Here is a 15,185-nt window from a genome sequence, read left to right as displayed (position 1 = left end):
GGCATATACATGAAGAAGAGAAGGGAGGGTTCATGTTTGTTTCGAACTCGTAGAAAATTCTTTAGAAAGGGACCACTTCCCTTTCGATATGTTTTTATCATCTCTTTTATTATTTTTATCATTACAACTGTTCAAGGATTATGGATTGTAAACAAAGGAATTGAACCCAGTTTGATAAGTATTGCTGAAACAAAAACACGGCAGGTTGCTGCACAAGCAATAAATGATGCCATTTCAAAGAAGATCGCAGACGGTATTGACGTTGAGAATTTAATCATGGTTCATGACAATGGTTCTGATAAGGTACCAAGTTATAGCTTTAACTCACAAGTTTATAATCGTTTAATTGCTGAGGCGACAGAACGAGTTCAAACTTATTTAAATTATGTTGAAGCTGGTGATTTAGATAAGTTGGAAACATTTAAAAATGATATAGATATCGATTATGAAGGTACTAAAAATCAACAAGGAATCGTTTACTTCATACCACTAGGGATGGCTACAAATAATGTCCTACTCTCAAATTTCGGACCAAGGATTCCCGTGCGATTTGAAATGATAGGAGATGTTGTCTCTAATATTGATACAAAGGTGAAAGAAACGGGAATAAACAACACTTATCTTGAAGTCTATATCAATATTAAAGTTGAAATGAACGTGATTATTCCTTTCTCTACAAAGAATACAGAGGTTTCAAACTCAGTAAAAATCGGAGATCTATTTATTCAGGGAGACGTTCCTTATTACTATAATGGTGACAATGGAAATGGAGGGGATCCATCGATCGTTTTACCAAAGCCCAATTAAAGTAAGGACTTATCATGTTCATTGCTTGATTATTGACTGATTCTAGTGAGATCTAAGTTTCACTCGCTTTTCAATTTCGTTCAATTTCGATACCTAAGAAAAATGTTTATCTTCTAAATAAGTTGCTTAATCATGACTCACAACTTATAGAAGTGTCTCTGGAATAATCTACAATTGCAGAAAAAACGAAAGTAAGGTATACTTTTAAACTGAACTTAATATCGTTCCTTATCTTTTACGATGAGGTAGAGGAGCAGATCCTCATTAGTACGTGTTGGGAGAATGACACCAATGATCAGCATCGAAAGGGAGATCTGCCGAAGCAATAATAATTGTCACGTTATTTTTGTTGGGGCGGCATTGAATAAATGTCGAACTGTCATTATGAGTCTAACTTATAATGGTGAACTACTGATCGGGGTGGACACTTAACATTGACTCGGTGAAGCGAGCAATGATAGGACCAATCCTATCATTGCTCGTTTTTTTGTGCTCTTATATTGGTTATCTATATAACAGGTACAGTAAATTGAACAATGATGGCTTGCATCATTCAGAATTTAATGAAGAACGCTTTATGAGCCCACCCCTATCGCAATCTAATATTAAATATAAGGAGGGTTTCCGTGGAAAACTCATTTTTATCTATTATTCCACCGCTTGTTGCATTACTAATGGTAGTCGTGACAAGGAAAGTGCTCCCGTCTCTAGGAGTAGGTATTATTCTTGGTGCACTTATGATCAATAATTGGAGTGTTACAGCATCCATTAAGGAAATTTATACAATTGTTAAAGGTATTATTGTTGATACTGAAAGCGGTGGTTTAAATACTTGGAATATGTACATTATTTTCTTCTTACTATTACTTGGTATGATGACCGCCTTTATCTCCATTTCAGGAGGTAGCCGTGCTTTTGGTGAGTGGGCAATGAAGCGCGTGAAAACAAGAGTAGGTGCTCAAGTTGTCACAGCCATTTTCGGAGTTATTATTTTCATCGACGATTACTTTAACTCTCTTGCCGTAGGGAACGTTAGTAGACCAATAACGGACAGGCATAAAGTATCTAGAGCGAAGCTTGCTTACATTATTGATTCTACTGCTGCACCAATGTGTATCATTTCTCCGATTTCTAGCTGGGGTGCTTATATCATTGCCCTTATTGGAGGCGTACTTGCTACACATAGTATTACGGGTGTTGGAGCACTCGAAGCGTTCATGAGAATGATTCCTATGAATTTATATGCACTTTTCGCTCTAGCTATGGTTTTCTTTGTGAGTTATTTCGATATTAACCTTAAGGCAATGAAAGTGCATGAAGATCGTGCTCAGAAAACAGGAGAAGTTCTTGATCCTGAGAAAGGTGCGGTACCTGGTGAGACAACGGGTCTACCGGAAAGCAACAAAGGAACCGTTGCTGATCTTGCTTGGCCGATTATCATGTTAATAGCAGGGACAGTTACTTTTATGATTGTGACTGGTATTCAAGCTGTAAGTGGTACTGATACAACAGTTACGGCACTATCTATTTTTGAAAACACGGACGTTGCGACCTCGCTTCTTTACGGAGGATTAATTGGACTTGCTACATCACTTATTTTCTTCTTCATGAAGCGCATGGGAGGAGCTGTACTAGGCAAAGGAATTTGGGAAGGTATTAAGTCTATGCTCCCAGCAGTCTATATTCTTTTCTTTGCGTGGACCCTGATCGAGATAATTGGAACACTTGGAACAGGGCAGTATTTAGCTGGACTTGTTAATGAACATATTGTGATTGGATTCTTGCCCGCGATTCTATTTCTACTTGCAGGAGTTATGGCGTTTGCAACTGGAACATCATGGGGAACCTTTGGCATCATGCTACCGATAGCGGGTGAGATTGCTGCCGCAACTGATCCAACCTTCATGCTTCCAGTACTTGCAGCAGTACTTGCAGGTGCCGTTTTTGGAGATCATTGTTCACCGATCTCAGATACAACGATTCTTTCTTCAACAGGTGCAGGAAGCCACCATATTGATCATGTTATGACACAGCTACCTTATGCAGTTCTTGTCGCAGGTATATCCTTGCTTGGTTATCTTGTACTTGGATTTACAGGCAGCTCAATACTTGGCTTACTTGCTACAGCAGTTCTTTTTGGAATAATGATTTTTATGTTAAAAACAAAATATGCCAATCGACCAGTTGAAGTAGCTAAAAATTAATGAAGCAGGGGGACATTCCTCCTGCTTTTTTATATGAATTCACAAAAAAATGTAGATTTTTATCGGAAATTGAACAAATTATACCAAAAAAAAGAAAAGATTGTTTTGACATGGACATTCGTACTAGATATACTATAAACAAAATAATCTGAATTTACTTAAAAGTCACAACCTTTTTCTGGAAGGAGGCTTCGAGTGAAAAAGGGTTTAATTTGTCTAAGGGGGTAATTAATTTGGAAAATCGTGCGCAGTGGGGAACAAGGGCTGGTTTTATTCTAGCCGCTGTTGGTTCAGCAATAGGTTTAGGTAATATATGGAGATTTCCAGCCGTAGCATATGATAACGGTGGTGGGGCATTCTTTATTCCATATTTATTCGCTTTACTTACAGCTGGTATCCCGATTTTAATACTAGAATTCACGATTGGTCATAAATTTAGAGGATCTGCACCACTTTCATTCTTTAGAATGAACAAAAAGATGGAGTGGCTTGGTTGGTGGGGCGTTATTGTTGCTTTTGTTATTTCGACGTATTATGCCGTTATTATTGCGTGGGCCATTTCTTATAGCTACTTTGCGTTTAATCAAAGTTGGGGTTCTGATACAGAGGCGTTTCTTTTCAATGATTACTTAAAGCTTACTGTAGACCCAGGACAAACAGGTAGTATTGTTCCAGGTGTTTTCCTACCACTCATTGCGGTTTGGATCATTACACTTGGTGTTCTTCTTGCAGGTGTTAAAAAGGGAATTGAGCGTGCGAACAAAATTTTCATTCCTACATTGGTCGTTCTTTTCTTAATTATTGTTATTCGTGCAGTGACATTACCAGGAGCTGCTGAAGGTCTAAATGCTTTCTTCACACCGAACTTTGACAGCATTACGTCAGGAAGCGTTTGGGTTGCAGCTTACGGACAAATTTTCTTCAGTTTATCTATTGCTTTTGCTATTATGATTACTTATTCTAGTTATTTACCTAAAAAATCCGATATCACAAATAATGCGTTTATTACTGGTTTCGGTAACTCAGCGTTTGAACTTCTAGCAGGTATTGGAGTATTCTCGGCGCTTGGATTTATGGCTCAGCAGCAGGGACTTAGTGTTGGTGAAGTTGTAAGTGGTGGAGTTGGACTAGCATTCGTGGTCTTCCCGCAAATTATTAATGAGTTCCCAGCGTTGAACGGTTTGTTCGGTTTCTTATTCTTTGCATCACTTGTTCTTGCTGGTTTATCTTCACTAATCTCAATTTCTGAAACATATGTAGCGGGTGTGTCGGAGAAATTTGGTATTTCTCGTACAAAAGCTGTTCTAATTGGTGGAGGAGTTTCCTCTATTATCTCTATATTGTTTGCAACGCAAGGCGGATTGTTCTTCCTTGATGCAGCAGATTACTTTATTAACCAGTTCGGAATTGCGTTCGTAGGACTTGTGGAAGTAGTTGTCGTAGCATGGGTGCTTCGTGAGCTTAATACACTTGAAACACACGCAAACGGTATATCAGACATTTCGTTGAAATACTGGTGGAAAGCTTGTCTTGGCGTCATTACACCACTTGTTCTTGGTTACATGATGTTCGATCTCTTTAAGACAAATCTTCTTCGTCAGTTTGACACACCTTCTGGTAACTACGGAGATTACTCAAACGGCTTTATTCTTTACAGTGGCTGGGCTGTTGCAGCTTTCGCCATTCTGGTTGGAATTCTATTCAGCCTAAAGAAATGGGACGCGAAAGCAGAACAGCAAAAGTACAAGGAGGTAAGTTAATATGGGCGGAAGTGCAATTTTCATGATGGTTGTTGGTATGGTGATTATATGGGGTGGTCTTGCAGCGAGTATCCTTAATGCAGTGAGGGTATCTAGAAAACAATAAAAAAAAGAGAAAGAGGGACTAACGAGCCGTTAGTTCCTCTTTTACTTTATACGTGATCGTTCTTGGCGTTCCCACAAGCGTAAAGAAGGATAAGGATCGTATGACCACTCTGTTCTTCCATTATCTTTGTAGATGCCGTAGTGAAGGTGAGGAGGGAATTTCCCAGCAGTCCCTTTTGGTCCATATCCAGAGCTTCCAACATAGCCGATCACTTGTCCAGGTTGAAGGACGCTGCCTTTCTCAATTCCTTTTTCAAAACCATTTAAATGAGCGTAATAATGGTAATTCCCTTGAATATCCCGAATGCCGATACGCCATCCACCATATCGATTCCACCCTTTTGTTTCAACAGTTCCGTAGCTTGTTGATTTAACAGCTACTCCGTAGGATGCAAAAATATCTGTGCCTTCATGGATACGTAGACCGCCCCATCCTCTACGGTCTCCCCAAGTACTTCGATAGCTATAATTTGCTTGAAGAGGAACAGGAAAAGCATGTTTTTCTAGCTTTAGGGTCTCGAATGTCCGATAGACAGCGCTATTGCTCATGATCGTTCGAACGGCTTGGTCACGCTGATAATAATCCCACAATCCGATGCGTATATCTTCGGTCGTTGTCCCGTAAGACTGCAAGAAATGCCCTAACGTATAAAGAAGATCTTCATCATCTGATAGCACTGCTTTCCCGTCCCCATTACCATCAAGACCAATTCCTCCAAAGAAAGAAATGGATTCTGGAGAATCATCTCCTTGATTTGGATTAGCGGCACCGGCCCATTTTTCAGGTGGGATATGGATTGCAATAGAACCTTTTTCACGTGGAATGTCTTTCTGAGAACGTCTAATACTTCGTTCATATTGATCAATTCCTGCGTAAGTGTACCAGGGTACTTGTGTCAGTGTCTCCATTTTATGAAATAGCATCATTCGTTCAGCTCTTAATTGATCTTCGTCTACTTCTGCAGATAAGCAAATATTAGCTGGTATGAGAAAGAAAAAAATAAGGATAAGAAAACTGTATTTTCTCAAGCGTTTCTTCTCCTTTCGTAAATTGTCATTACTCTTAGTGTGGTTATCATTTTCTAAAACATTAGATCTAAATAATGGAAGGTAAAAAGCCCTAATCGTCATTAGATTCATACTTTTCCTAGAAATACACATATTGGATATGTTATTCTTTAATACAGAAAAGGAATTGGTGGGGTGATAATAGTGAGTAAGAAAGAAGAATATCTACGTAAACCAGAGTGGTTGAAAATAAAATTGAATACAAACGAGAACTACAAAGGTCTTAAAAAGATGATGCGTGAGAAAAAGCTACATACTGTATGTGAAGAGGCAAAATGTCCAAACATTCATGAGTGTTGGGCTGTTCGAAAAACTGCGACCTTTATGATCCTTGGGGACGTTTGTACTCGGGCGTGCCGATTCTGTGCGGTTAAGACTGGACTTCCAACTGAGCTTGATTGGGCTGAGCCTGAACGTGTAGCAGATTCCGTTGAACAAATGGGCTTAAAACACGTTGTTATTACAGCAGTTGCAAGAGACGATTTAAAAGACGGTGGAGCAGCAGTCTTTGCTGAAACGGTTCGTGCGATTCGTAGAAAGAATCCATTCTGCTCCATTGAAGTACTTCCTTCCGATATGGGTGGACAATATGAAGCACTTGAAACCCTAATGGATGCGAAACCGGACATTATGAACCATAATATTGAAACGGTAGAACGTCTTACACCAAGAGTTCGTGCACGTGCAAAATATCGTCGTACACTCGAGTTTCTTCAACGTGCGAAAGAAATGAATCCAGAAATTCCTACTAAATCAAGTATCATGCTGGGACTTGGTGAAACGAAGGAAGAAATCATTCAAACACTTGACGATCTTCGTGCACATGATGTTGATATTGTGACACTTGGCCAATACCTTCAGCCTTCTAAAAAACACTTGAAAGTTGAGAAGTATTGGACACCACAAGAATTCCTTGAGTTAAAAGATATCGCGCTAGAAAAAGGATTCAAACACTGTGAATCCGGCCCAATGGTACGCTCTTCCTACCATGCAGACGAACAAGTAAACGCCGCAAAACAGGCATAAGAAAAGCGGAAGTGGGCGTTTAGACACGGGAGGCACTGGAGCCCTATAAATTGAACACGTTCTTTGTGTTCGAGTTATAGGGTGAAGTGACCAAGTGTCTGCCCACTGCAGCTAGCCAAGAAAAGCGGAACCGAGCGTTCAGAAACGCAGATATTGGAACTCTTGAACTGGAACACGCTTTTTGTGTTCCTGTGAAAGAGTGAAATATCGAAGTTTCTGCGAGTTGCAGCTGGACAAGAAAAGCGGAAGTGCCCGTTTAGCCTCGACAAGCGCTGGAGGCTCACAAAAAGAACACGTTCTTTGTGTTCATTTTGTGAGGTGAAGCGATCGAGAGGCTGGGCACTGCAGCTAGCCAAGAAAGCGGAACCGAGCGTTCAGAAATAAACATAACAAAATCGGCCCTTAACCAGGGCCGATTTTTATTTCGACATCATTTCTTTTCCTTCTGTATCATTTAACTCGTCATTCATTTCGCCCTTCATTTCACCATTCTCATTTTCGCCTTCACTAACGATTTTCCCTTGTGGTGCTTTTTTCATTTTTGCGATGGTTTGCTCGATGCTTTTATCGAGTTCACCACTTGCAGTTGTACCATTCTCATAGCGCTCAACTTCGGCGATCATGCCCTGTTCATCTGAAACGTAAACATGGTAATAACGCGGAATAACGGAAAGGGCTGTTTTCTTAACTTGGTCTGCAGTAGCATCTCGGTCCTTTGTTGTTGAGTTGTAACCAATTAATACTTCTTCATCAGTTACGAGTGTGGCAACATCATTTACGTATGGAAGAACAATTGCCATTGACGTAATCATGTCTGCCAATCGCTCACGATCAAGATATACGACGTCTCTCGGTTTTTTCTGTGAATTCATATTGTTTGTATTTCTTGATTCACGAACGTATCCAAAATTCCCTTTTTTTGTTCTTTCCTGCGAGTTAGCCATATTCATTCCGTACTCTTCAGGATCTGTTTTGACTGGTGTTAAATCGGCATGGTCAAAAGAATCAGTTGCATCTTGCCCCTGGCATGCTGCAAGTCCCAGTGCAAGTGGCAAAATTAACAGCATTTGCTTTTTCACTCACATTCACCTCCATACTGTTATCATGACCGATTGTCGTTTCTTTTTTACTGGTATTACTTGGACAATTCGAATAAAAAAGGTATCATAATACTAATGAGCCCATATGGAAATGAGGGAAGTATAGTGATAACAGTTAATCAACATACATTTGAGCTGGTCAAAGATGAGCGGGAAGGCTGGAACGAAGAAGCGTTCACTGCCCGATACAGCGAAATTTTGGATAAATACGATTACATCGTCGGTGACTGGGGATATGGTCAATTGAGGCTAAAAGGATTTTTCGAGGATCGTAATCAGAAAGCGACGTTTGATACAAAGTTCAGCACTGTGCTGGATTATTTATATGAATACTGTAACTTTGGATGTCCTTATTTTGTATTAAAGAAGCAAAAAAAGGAAAAGCCAAAGAAGCAACAACAGCAAGAAGCATAAGCCAACAGGCTTATGCTTTATATGGTTTCTCAGAGTCTTTTTCAGGGTCATCATGTGGAGGGTGTGAGGCAGGATCTTGTCGTGGGAGGTTCTGGTGGAGATTTTTATTCTCATAATTGAAAGCACTGTAAGAACGCTGGCCCTCTCGCCATGGAGTCGTTTTCCCCAGTTTCTTATTAACTGGTGAACCATATGGTCCTTCAGGAGTATCCTCAGGTAACACGTAATTCCGACCCTTTTCTACATTGGCAAAGTCTGTATAGTTTTCATCATCAAACATGAATAAACACCACCTTTAAGAGGTAGTGTATTCATTGCATGGATGAATTATTAAGTATTAAGCGCCTAGTCTCTCTCTAAGGAAAGTTCGGAGTTCCTCTGCATCTTCTTCATTAAGCGAATAAGCATGTTCGAGGTTACCTGGCTCATTAAGATCGTCGTGACCAATAATGGCAAATTTACCACCCTGAATGTCAAGAACGAGAGATTTTCCATAGAAACGATCCGATTTTACAATGCAAAGATCAAATCGGTGATTGCTTCCCATAAAGCATACGAACCTGGCTTCAGTTGCTTCCTGTTCGTCGTAGATGAGTCTGTCGTCTTCCATCGTAGCACCCTCCTTTTTCTAGTTACCGTTATCATATCAAATTCTTACGGTTTCTCATATAAGTTGCGGTGAAAATGTAAGCTTTTTCATTTTAGGTTATGATAAAATGAAGCTATGGTCTTGTACTCCGTTAAGGCGCATTAAATGCCTTATTTATATTACTGTTAATTTGTTCAATAGGCAGGTGGATATCCATGTATTTTGTTGATCGAAAGAAAATTGAAAAGCACCTAGTGTATTTAGATAATGGTGTTGCGCTTTACAAAGAAAGTATGTTTCAGACTCCGGTTGAGAAATTAGGATTAGAGAGGCTTCATCATGTGTTTATTGAAAGCATGATTGACGTGGGGAATAATCTTATTGATGGTTTTATTATGAGGGATCCCGGCAGCTATGAAGATATCATTGAAATTTTAGCGGATGAAAAAGTCATACCTGCTGAAAGTTCTAAAGCTTTGAAGCAAATTGTTTTGATGAGGAAACCTCTGATGCAATCCTATGTTGATATTGACCATTCTGCGATTGAAGAGAATCTCAGTAAGAATATCGAAGCGATTGAAAGCTTTCCTACTTACGTGAGAACGTATTTAAATGAAGAGCTTGGAGCAGTATCTGCCTTTATCCCTGAAGACCATAAATAGTTGATGAGAGATAGTGATATAAGCTAAACTGTGTGTAGTTAGAAACTTGAGAGGTGTTTTGGATGATGGACAGCAATGGTTTATTTAAACAGCATACATTTGTTCTTCATGTGACAACACCAATTAATCAACCGCTTTCATAAAAGGAAGCGGTTTTCTTATGGTTAGAAAAGTTAGGAGGAAGTCAGTTGAAAAAGTATAAAGGGTATTTAATAGATCTTGACGGTACAATGTATCGTGGCACTGAGAAAATTCATGAAGCGGTAGAATTTGTTAAACGACTTCAAGAAGCAGATATTCCGTATTTATTCGTAACAAACAACTCATCAAAACGTAAAGAACAGGTTTCTGAGAAGCTCGAACAATTTGGGGTGCCGTGTACTCCAGACCAAGTTTTTACAACTAGTATGGCAACAGCAAGTTATATTTCAAATGAGAAGAGTGATGCCTCTGTTTATGTAATAGGTGAAGAGGGAATTCGCGATGCATTAACAGATAAAGGATTAACGTTGCAAGACGATTATCCAGATTATGTAGTTGTTGGTATTGATCGGACGATTACGTATGAGAAATTCGCTAAAGCCTGTTTAGCTGTTCGTAATGGTGCTACATTTATCTCGACAAATGGTGATATTGCAATTCCAACTGAACGCGGCCTGCTTCCAGGCAATGGTTCGTTAACGTCAGTTGTAACTGTATCGACTGAGGTAGAGCCGATTTTTATTGGAAAGCCAGAACCGATTATTATGGAACAAGCACTTGCGCAACTTGGAACACCGAAAGAAGAGACATTAATGGTTGGAGATAACTATAGAACCGATATCCTAGCTGGTCTGAATGCAGGCCTTGATACACTGCTTGTGCATACCGGTGTTACAACCAAAGAGCATCTGGAATCAGTAGAGAAACAACCAACTTACACAGTTCAAACGTTAGATGAATGGAAAATATAAAAACGCCTCGAGGGGCGTTTTTATTGTTGCTTGAATCTATTCGAGGTTCTGAGCTCGGTGGGCAAGGCGACTGGATGCTGCGGCTGCAATAGCTCCGACAATATCGTCAAGATACGTATGACACATTCCTGTTGATTTGTCGTTAAGTTTCTCAAGAATGCCTGGTTTTTGTTTATCAATGAAACCATAGTTTGTAAAGCCAATTGATCCATAGACATTCACAATGGATAGAGCAATAATTTCATCAACACCATATAATCCTTCATCTTTCATTAGAATATCCTGTAAAGGTTGATCTAACATGTTTTTCTCTGTTAATTCATCTAATTGAATACCAGTTAGAATAGCGTTTTGAACCTCTCTTTTTGACAGTACTCTTTCTATATTTTCCACGCACGTTTCTATCTGAAGGTTCGGGTGATACTTTTCCTGAAGATAGTAGACTAGGTCTGCAATATCTTTAATCTCAACCCCGCGCTCTTTTAATTTTGTTCTAGCTGCTTGCTCCACAAGATCCATAGGTTTTTCGCCCATTCTTGTCCCACCTAACTTTATAGTAAATTGGTATTGTAGGTTATTGATTTTATTAGTATATGGTGAGAACACTTGAAATATGACAATGAATATTACATGAAGAAATACACAGATTGGGCGTTTCGAGCATAGGTTACGAATATAATGACGTAATGCCGGAGGGTAAACATGCTTGAACGAGAGCTTTTTCATCAGTATGGCATCGTGGTTGAACAGCAAAGCCAGAGAAATAATGGGTATGATGTCAGAACAGCTGATATGTCTGAATATATTCTGAGGCGCACGATAATGGAACAGGAAGGTGACTTTCCATGGTTTGTGATGGTTGCTCAGTATTATAATCAGCAAAATGAACCTACTATGTTACCGATTCAATCAAGACGTGGAAAGTATATTGAAACGATTAACAATGAGGCCTATACACTTTATCAAAAACCAATCAATCGTGGGTATAGCAGATTAAGTGATGGACAACGCCTGGCCCTTCTGCACCGCAAAGGAGGGAACCTTCTAGCAGCTTACAGTGATTTACCCGAGATTCAACCGTGGCAAATCAGATGGCAGTTTCGAATGGATCAACTCGAGGCATTTCGAGGGGAATTAATAAATCAGCAACAAAGCTTAAGAGAGTTCGATGAGTGGTTCATCGAAACGTTTCCTTATTATTCTGGTGTATCAGAAAATGCCATTCAATATATCGTAGATTCAGGAATAGACACCGGTGCAAATCCATTTCAAGTGAGAACACTTGCGTTTAATCGATATACACCTGCCTCACAAAGAACATCTGAAGCACTCTTTCCAAGTGATTTTATTCTTGATCATCCTGCAAGAGACCTTGCGGAGTGGATTAGGAGTGAATTGGCTCAAAGCAATGGTGATTTCGAATCCATTCGAGCATTTCTCTGGGATTATCATGAGAGACGCACTTTGAATCAGATGGATTGGAATCTGCTTTACGCAAGGTTATTGTTTCCACTACCTTATGTGGAAGCAGTGGAGCATTATTATAGTGAGGGTAACTTAAAGGAGAAGGAAAGAAGTCTTGCTAACATTAAGGAATTCGTGAGAAGAGAAGGAGAGCGGGAAGAGTTATATCGTATGTTATTTAAAGAATTAATTGGTGATCGTGGAAGCCAAATGAGAAAAATTGAGTGGTTATCTTAATGAAAGGCTCTTTTCGTAATCATTATTGCTAGTAGAGTAGTGGTTAATTTCCGCTCCAATCAAAAGCAACAATAAAGCGCCTAATTGAAAGATGAAATACATTAAAAAATCCCCTCCAGCTACTGGAGGGGATGAATTTGATTGATTTAGAATACTTGTTCAAGTTCGACTACGCCAGGAACTTCTTCAAGAAGTGCGCGCTCGATACCTGCTTTAAGTGTAATAGTGGAACTAGGGCAGCTGCCGCACGCTCCCATTAAACGTACTTTTACAACGCCTTCTTCGATGTCTACAAGCTCTACGTCTCCGCCGTCACGCAGTAGGAATGGACGCAGTTTATTCAATACATCCTGTACTTGTTCTTGCATCATTCATCGACTCCCTTCATACTCCCATTATACTGATAATTAACTGAAAAATCTATGTGCTAACGTGGAATGATTATAATTATCACTATAACTTTATCACGCAATGGGATCACATTCAAGATTGGAAAAGGAAAAAGGCGAATGGTTCTTTTCGTCCTAAGATGAATAAGGTACAATATAGAAAAGTGATAATACAGAAAGGGCGTTTTGCATCATGGAGGAAGTACTTGTCTATGGAGCAGGAGAACGTTGTGCAAGCTGTGTTAATCTGCCCTCTTCAGAGGAAACAGCTGAATGGTTGAGAGCTGCACTTGAACGCAAATATCCTGATCGACAAATAGCTGTAAGGTATGTAGATATCCATAGTAAGCTTTCAGGCACGGAAGCTGCATTCGCTGCAAAAGTAATTGATGAAGATCTGTTCTATCCCGTCGTCGTTATACGAAATGAAATCGTTTCTGAAGGAAACCCGAAATTAAAAGATTTATACGCTGTATTAGAAGATCATTCTGCATCAGCTTGAATAGTAAAAAGCCAGTAAGCGAATTTTCGCTTACTGGCTTTTGTTTGATGGGGCTTCGTTTCGACATTTGCGTTTCTAAACGCCAGCTACAGTGGGCAGCCTCTCGATCGCTTCACCTCACAAAATGAACACAAAGACCGTGTTCTTTTTGTGAGGCTCCAGCGCTTGTCGAGGCTAAACGCCCACTTCCGCCTTTCGTGATCCAGCTGCAGTGGGCAGACACTCGGTCACTTCACCCTATAAATCGAACACAAAAAGCGTGTTCAATCTATAGGGTTCCAGTGTCTGCCGTGTCTAAACGCCCACTTCCGCTTTTCTAGCCATTATGATTCTTATACATCCATAGTATCCCGGATTTCAAAAGTCTTGGTACTCTTCCTGTTAGAGGGCGGTTGGCCATTACTCCGAAGCCGTGTTTGCTTCCTAGTGAGCCAAGTGTACCTTTGATTTTGATTGGGGGGAGAGCGGGTGGTGCTTCTTGTTTCCATTGTTTTTGTAGGACAAGTGCGATTTGTTCAGCTTGTTCTTCTGCGAGCTGTGCACTTGGTGCATGTGGAAGGCTTGCGCAGTCTCCTACTACAAATACGTTGTTGTAATCTGGCATTGCATGAAAGTCATTAAGTATGATGCGTTGCTGTGCGTCTTTCTCTACTTCTAGCTCTCTTACAACTTTGTTTGGCTGAATCCCAGCTGTCCATACAATGGAATCACAATGAACCGGTTCGCCATGATTATAGAGGGTTTGTGGTTCAACTTTCGTAATGTTCGACTCACTTACCACTTCAACACTGCGCTCTTCAAACCAGGATTGAACATATTTACCAAGCCGTTCTGGAAAGGCAGATAGAATTGTGTGTCCTCGGTCAAACAATTTAATTTGGAGATCTGGTCTACTTTCATGAAGTTCACTAGCAAGCTCTACTCCACTTAAACCTGCACCAACAATGCCAACAACCGAACGTGGACCAAGGTTGTTTAATACTTCATATGTTCTTCTGGAAGAATCGATAGTTTGGATGCTGAGGGTATGAACATCTGCACCAGGTACGTTGTGGTATTTGTCTTCACAGCCTAATCCAATTACGAGCATATCGTACGGTAAATCGTCATCATCTTTAAAATGGACTACATTTTGTTCTAGGTTAATGCCTGAAATTTCTCCGTACTTCATTTCAAGCTTCTCATTAACGGGGAATTGTACACGTATATGGTGATCACTCGCTGTCCCTGCAGCAAGGGCGTAATATTCTGTTTTCATACTATGATAGGGATTGCGGTCAACAAGCGTAATGGTGAGGTCTTCTGGAAGTTCCGATGCAAATAATTTCTGTAGGATGCGCATACCACCGTACCCGCCGCCTAAAAGCACTAGCCTTTTCATGATAAGAGGTCCCCTTTGATAAAATTCGATAACGCTGTGTCCCTGTTAGATCAAAATGGTACGAAGAATCTAGGATTTAATATGAAAATAGAAAGCGACACGCGCTATAATAAAACTATACATTCTTTCTGCTCTGACAGTTAAAAGTATAGCGAAACTGTCACATATGTACAATATAATTTCTGAAATGCATAGCGAAGGAGTTGCTTTAGTTTGACTACGATTGAATTTTGTGCGGGCAATTTAAGAGAGAATAAAATTGTTTGGAATGAATTAGAAAAAATACCAAACACAAAATTAGTCGATTATGGATGTCTTGGTTATTGTGGGAATTGCTATTCTGAATCCTTTGCGATTGTAGGTGGCGTTCTCATTCATGCGGATACCTCTGAAGCATTATTAGAGAAAATAATTAGAAAATTAAATGAACGCGATTAAGGGCTTTCATTCATTTTATTCTGTGTTATAATGACAAAGGTTCATTGAAGTCTGATAGAGAGAGAGCAGGCTTTTTATTTTCGCAA

Annotated in this window: 18 protein-coding genes and 1 riboswitch; of the genes, 11 read left to right on the top strand and 7 right to left on the bottom strand. The window is 39.8% G+C overall.

Going from position 1 to position 15,185, the window contains the following annotated elements:
- The first annotated feature begins 36 nt into the window (after window positions 1–36).
- The 4 genes from yunB (at window position 37) to JI666_RS14240 (ending at window position 4,877) form a co-directional block, all read left to right on the top strand.
- Window positions 37–807 carry a sporulation protein YunB gene (gene yunB, locus JI666_RS14255; RefSeq protein WP_286170839.1) on the top strand — a complete coding sequence of 257 codons (771 nt, stop codon included), beginning with the start codon at window positions 37–39 and terminating at the stop codon, window positions 805–807.
- 238 nt (window positions 808–1,045) lie between these two features.
- A riboswitch (Lysine riboswitch) is annotated at window positions 1,046–1,226 on the top strand.
- A 207-nt stretch (window positions 1,227–1,433) separates the two neighbouring features.
- Window positions 1,434–3,011: a Na+/H+ antiporter NhaC family protein gene (locus JI666_RS14250; protein ID WP_206892989.1), complete on the top strand. Its 1,578-nt coding sequence runs from the start codon at window positions 1,434–1,436 to the stop codon at window positions 3,009–3,011.
- A 233-nt stretch (window positions 3,012–3,244) separates the two neighbouring features.
- Complete coding sequence (locus tag JI666_RS14245; RefSeq protein WP_206892985.1) at window positions 3,245–4,771, top strand: sodium-dependent transporter; 1,527 nt, start codon at window positions 3,245–3,247, stop codon at window positions 4,769–4,771.
- A gap of 1 nt (window position 4,772) precedes the next feature.
- Window positions 4,773–4,877 carry a methionine/alanine import family NSS transporter small subunit gene (locus tag JI666_RS14240; protein ID WP_206892984.1) on the top strand — a complete coding sequence of 35 codons (105 nt, stop codon included), beginning with the start codon at window positions 4,773–4,775 and terminating at the stop codon, window positions 4,875–4,877.
- Window positions 4,878–4,918: 41 nt separating this feature from the next.
- On the opposite strand, the gene JI666_RS14235 is transcribed toward JI666_RS14240, so the two are convergent.
- Window positions 4,919–5,905 (bottom strand): M23 family metallopeptidase, encoded by a 987-nt coding sequence (locus tag JI666_RS14235; protein ID WP_286170838.1) that lies wholly within the window; start codon window positions 5,903–5,905, stop codon window positions 4,919–4,921.
- Window positions 5,906–6,088: 183 nt separating this feature from the next.
- Here JI666_RS14235 and lipA point away from each other — a divergent pair, with 183 nt between their 5' ends.
- Entirely contained in the window at window positions 6,089–6,970 is an 882-nt protein-coding gene (gene lipA, locus JI666_RS14230; protein ID WP_206892983.1) for a lipoyl synthase, read from the top strand.
- A 419-nt stretch (window positions 6,971–7,389) separates the two neighbouring features.
- On the opposite strand, the gene JI666_RS14225 is transcribed toward lipA, so the two are convergent.
- Entirely contained in the window at window positions 7,390–8,049 is a 660-nt protein-coding gene (locus tag JI666_RS14225) for a YhcN/YlaJ family sporulation lipoprotein (RefSeq protein ID WP_206892981.1), read from the bottom strand.
- A gap of 126 nt (window positions 8,050–8,175) precedes the next feature.
- Here JI666_RS14225 and JI666_RS14220 point away from each other — a divergent pair, with 126 nt between their 5' ends.
- Window positions 8,176–8,484, top strand: a complete 309-nt coding sequence (locus tag JI666_RS14220; protein WP_206892979.1) for a YutD family protein — start codon at window positions 8,176–8,178, stop codon at window positions 8,482–8,484.
- 10 nt (window positions 8,485–8,494) lie between these two features.
- Here JI666_RS14220 and JI666_RS14215 read toward each other — a convergent pair whose 3' ends face one another.
- On the bottom strand, window positions 8,495–8,764 hold the full coding sequence (locus JI666_RS14215; protein WP_136947970.1) for a hypothetical protein: 270 nt from the start codon (window positions 8,762–8,764) through the stop codon (window positions 8,495–8,497).
- 57 nt (window positions 8,765–8,821) lie between these two features.
- Window positions 8,822–9,094 carry a DUF3055 domain-containing protein gene (locus JI666_RS14210; protein ID WP_206892977.1) on the bottom strand — a complete coding sequence of 91 codons (273 nt, stop codon included), beginning with the start codon at window positions 9,092–9,094 and terminating at the stop codon, window positions 8,822–8,824.
- A gap of 194 nt (window positions 9,095–9,288) precedes the next feature.
- Here JI666_RS14210 and JI666_RS14205 point away from each other — a divergent pair, with 194 nt between their 5' ends.
- Window positions 9,289–9,735, top strand: a complete 447-nt coding sequence (locus tag JI666_RS14205; protein WP_206892975.1) for a DUF86 domain-containing protein — start codon at window positions 9,289–9,291, stop codon at window positions 9,733–9,735.
- 188 nt (window positions 9,736–9,923) lie between these two features.
- On the top strand, window positions 9,924–10,688 hold the full coding sequence (gene nucF / locus JI666_RS14200) for a 5' nucleotidase NucF (protein WP_206892974.1): 765 nt from the start codon (window positions 9,924–9,926) through the stop codon (window positions 10,686–10,688).
- Window positions 10,689–10,724: 36 nt separating this feature from the next.
- Here the strand turns inward: nucF and JI666_RS14195 are convergent, their stop codons facing one another.
- Window positions 10,725–11,222 (bottom strand): phosphatidylglycerophosphatase A family protein, encoded by a 498-nt coding sequence (locus JI666_RS14195; protein ID WP_206892972.1) that lies wholly within the window; start codon window positions 11,220–11,222, stop codon window positions 10,725–10,727.
- A 168-nt stretch (window positions 11,223–11,390) separates the two neighbouring features.
- On the opposite strand from JI666_RS14195, the gene JI666_RS14190 reads away from it, so the two are divergent.
- Entirely contained in the window at window positions 11,391–12,389 is a 999-nt protein-coding gene (locus JI666_RS14190; RefSeq protein WP_206892970.1) for a YutH/CotS family kinase-like spore coat protein, read from the top strand.
- A gap of 146 nt (window positions 12,390–12,535) precedes the next feature.
- Here the strand turns inward: JI666_RS14190 and JI666_RS14185 are convergent, their stop codons facing one another.
- Window positions 12,536–12,760, bottom strand: a complete 225-nt coding sequence (locus JI666_RS14185; protein ID WP_048311987.1) for a NifU family protein — start codon at window positions 12,758–12,760, stop codon at window positions 12,536–12,538.
- A 211-nt stretch (window positions 12,761–12,971) separates the two neighbouring features.
- On the opposite strand from JI666_RS14185, the gene JI666_RS14180 reads away from it, so the two are divergent.
- Window positions 12,972–13,280 carry a DUF1462 family protein gene (locus JI666_RS14180; protein WP_206892968.1) on the top strand — a complete coding sequence of 103 codons (309 nt, stop codon included), beginning with the start codon at window positions 12,972–12,974 and terminating at the stop codon, window positions 13,278–13,280.
- 316 nt (window positions 13,281–13,596) lie between these two features.
- On the opposite strand, the gene JI666_RS14175 is transcribed toward JI666_RS14180, so the two are convergent.
- Window positions 13,597–14,661: an NAD(P)/FAD-dependent oxidoreductase gene (locus JI666_RS14175; RefSeq protein ID WP_206892966.1), complete on the bottom strand. Its 1,065-nt coding sequence runs from the start codon at window positions 14,659–14,661 to the stop codon at window positions 13,597–13,599.
- Window positions 14,662–14,874: 213 nt separating this feature from the next.
- Between JI666_RS14175 and JI666_RS14170 the strand changes: the two genes are divergently transcribed.
- A complete protein-coding gene (locus JI666_RS14170; RefSeq protein WP_206892964.1) occupies window positions 14,875–15,099 on the top strand; it encodes a DUF1450 domain-containing protein in 225 nt (74 codons plus the stop codon).
- The last annotated feature ends 86 nt before the right edge of the window (window positions 15,100–15,185 follow it).

The organism is Bacillus sp. NTK071 (assembly GCF_017303315.1).
Lineage (GTDB): Bacteria > Bacillota > Bacilli > Bacillales > Guptibacillaceae > Guptibacillus.
This window is presented reverse-complemented; position numbering and strand designations above follow the sequence as displayed.

Bases quoted from the DNA above. Each gene is read 5' to 3' on its own strand.
- JI666_RS14240 (WP_206892984.1), top strand. From the start codon at position 4,773: ATGGGCGGAAGTGCAATTTTCATGATGGTTGTTGGTATGGTGATTATA.
- JI666_RS14215 (WP_136947970.1), bottom strand. From the start codon at position 8,764: ATGTTTGATGATGAAAACTATACAGACTTTGCCAATGTAGAAAAGGGT.
- JI666_RS14210 (WP_206892977.1), bottom strand. From the start codon at position 9,094: ATGGAAGACGACAGACTCATCTACGACGAACAGGAAGCAACTGAAGCC.
- JI666_RS14205 (WP_206892975.1), top strand. From the start codon at position 9,289: ATGTATTTTGTTGATCGAAAGAAAATTGAAAAGCACCTAGTGTATTTA.
- JI666_RS14195 (WP_206892972.1), bottom strand. From the start codon at position 11,222: ATGGGCGAAAAACCTATGGATCTTGTGGAGCAAGCAGCTAGAACAAAA.
- JI666_RS14190 (WP_206892970.1), top strand. From the start codon at position 11,391: ATGCTTGAACGAGAGCTTTTTCATCAGTATGGCATCGTGGTTGAACAG.
- JI666_RS14185 (WP_048311987.1), bottom strand. From the start codon at position 12,760: ATGATGCAAGAACAAGTACAGGATGTATTGAATAAACTGCGTCCATTC.
- JI666_RS14180 (WP_206892968.1), top strand. From the start codon at position 12,972: ATGGAGGAAGTACTTGTCTATGGAGCAGGAGAACGTTGTGCAAGCTGT.
- JI666_RS14175 (WP_206892966.1), bottom strand. From the start codon at position 14,661: ATGAAAAGGCTAGTGCTTTTAGGCGGCGGGTACGGTGGTATGCGCATC.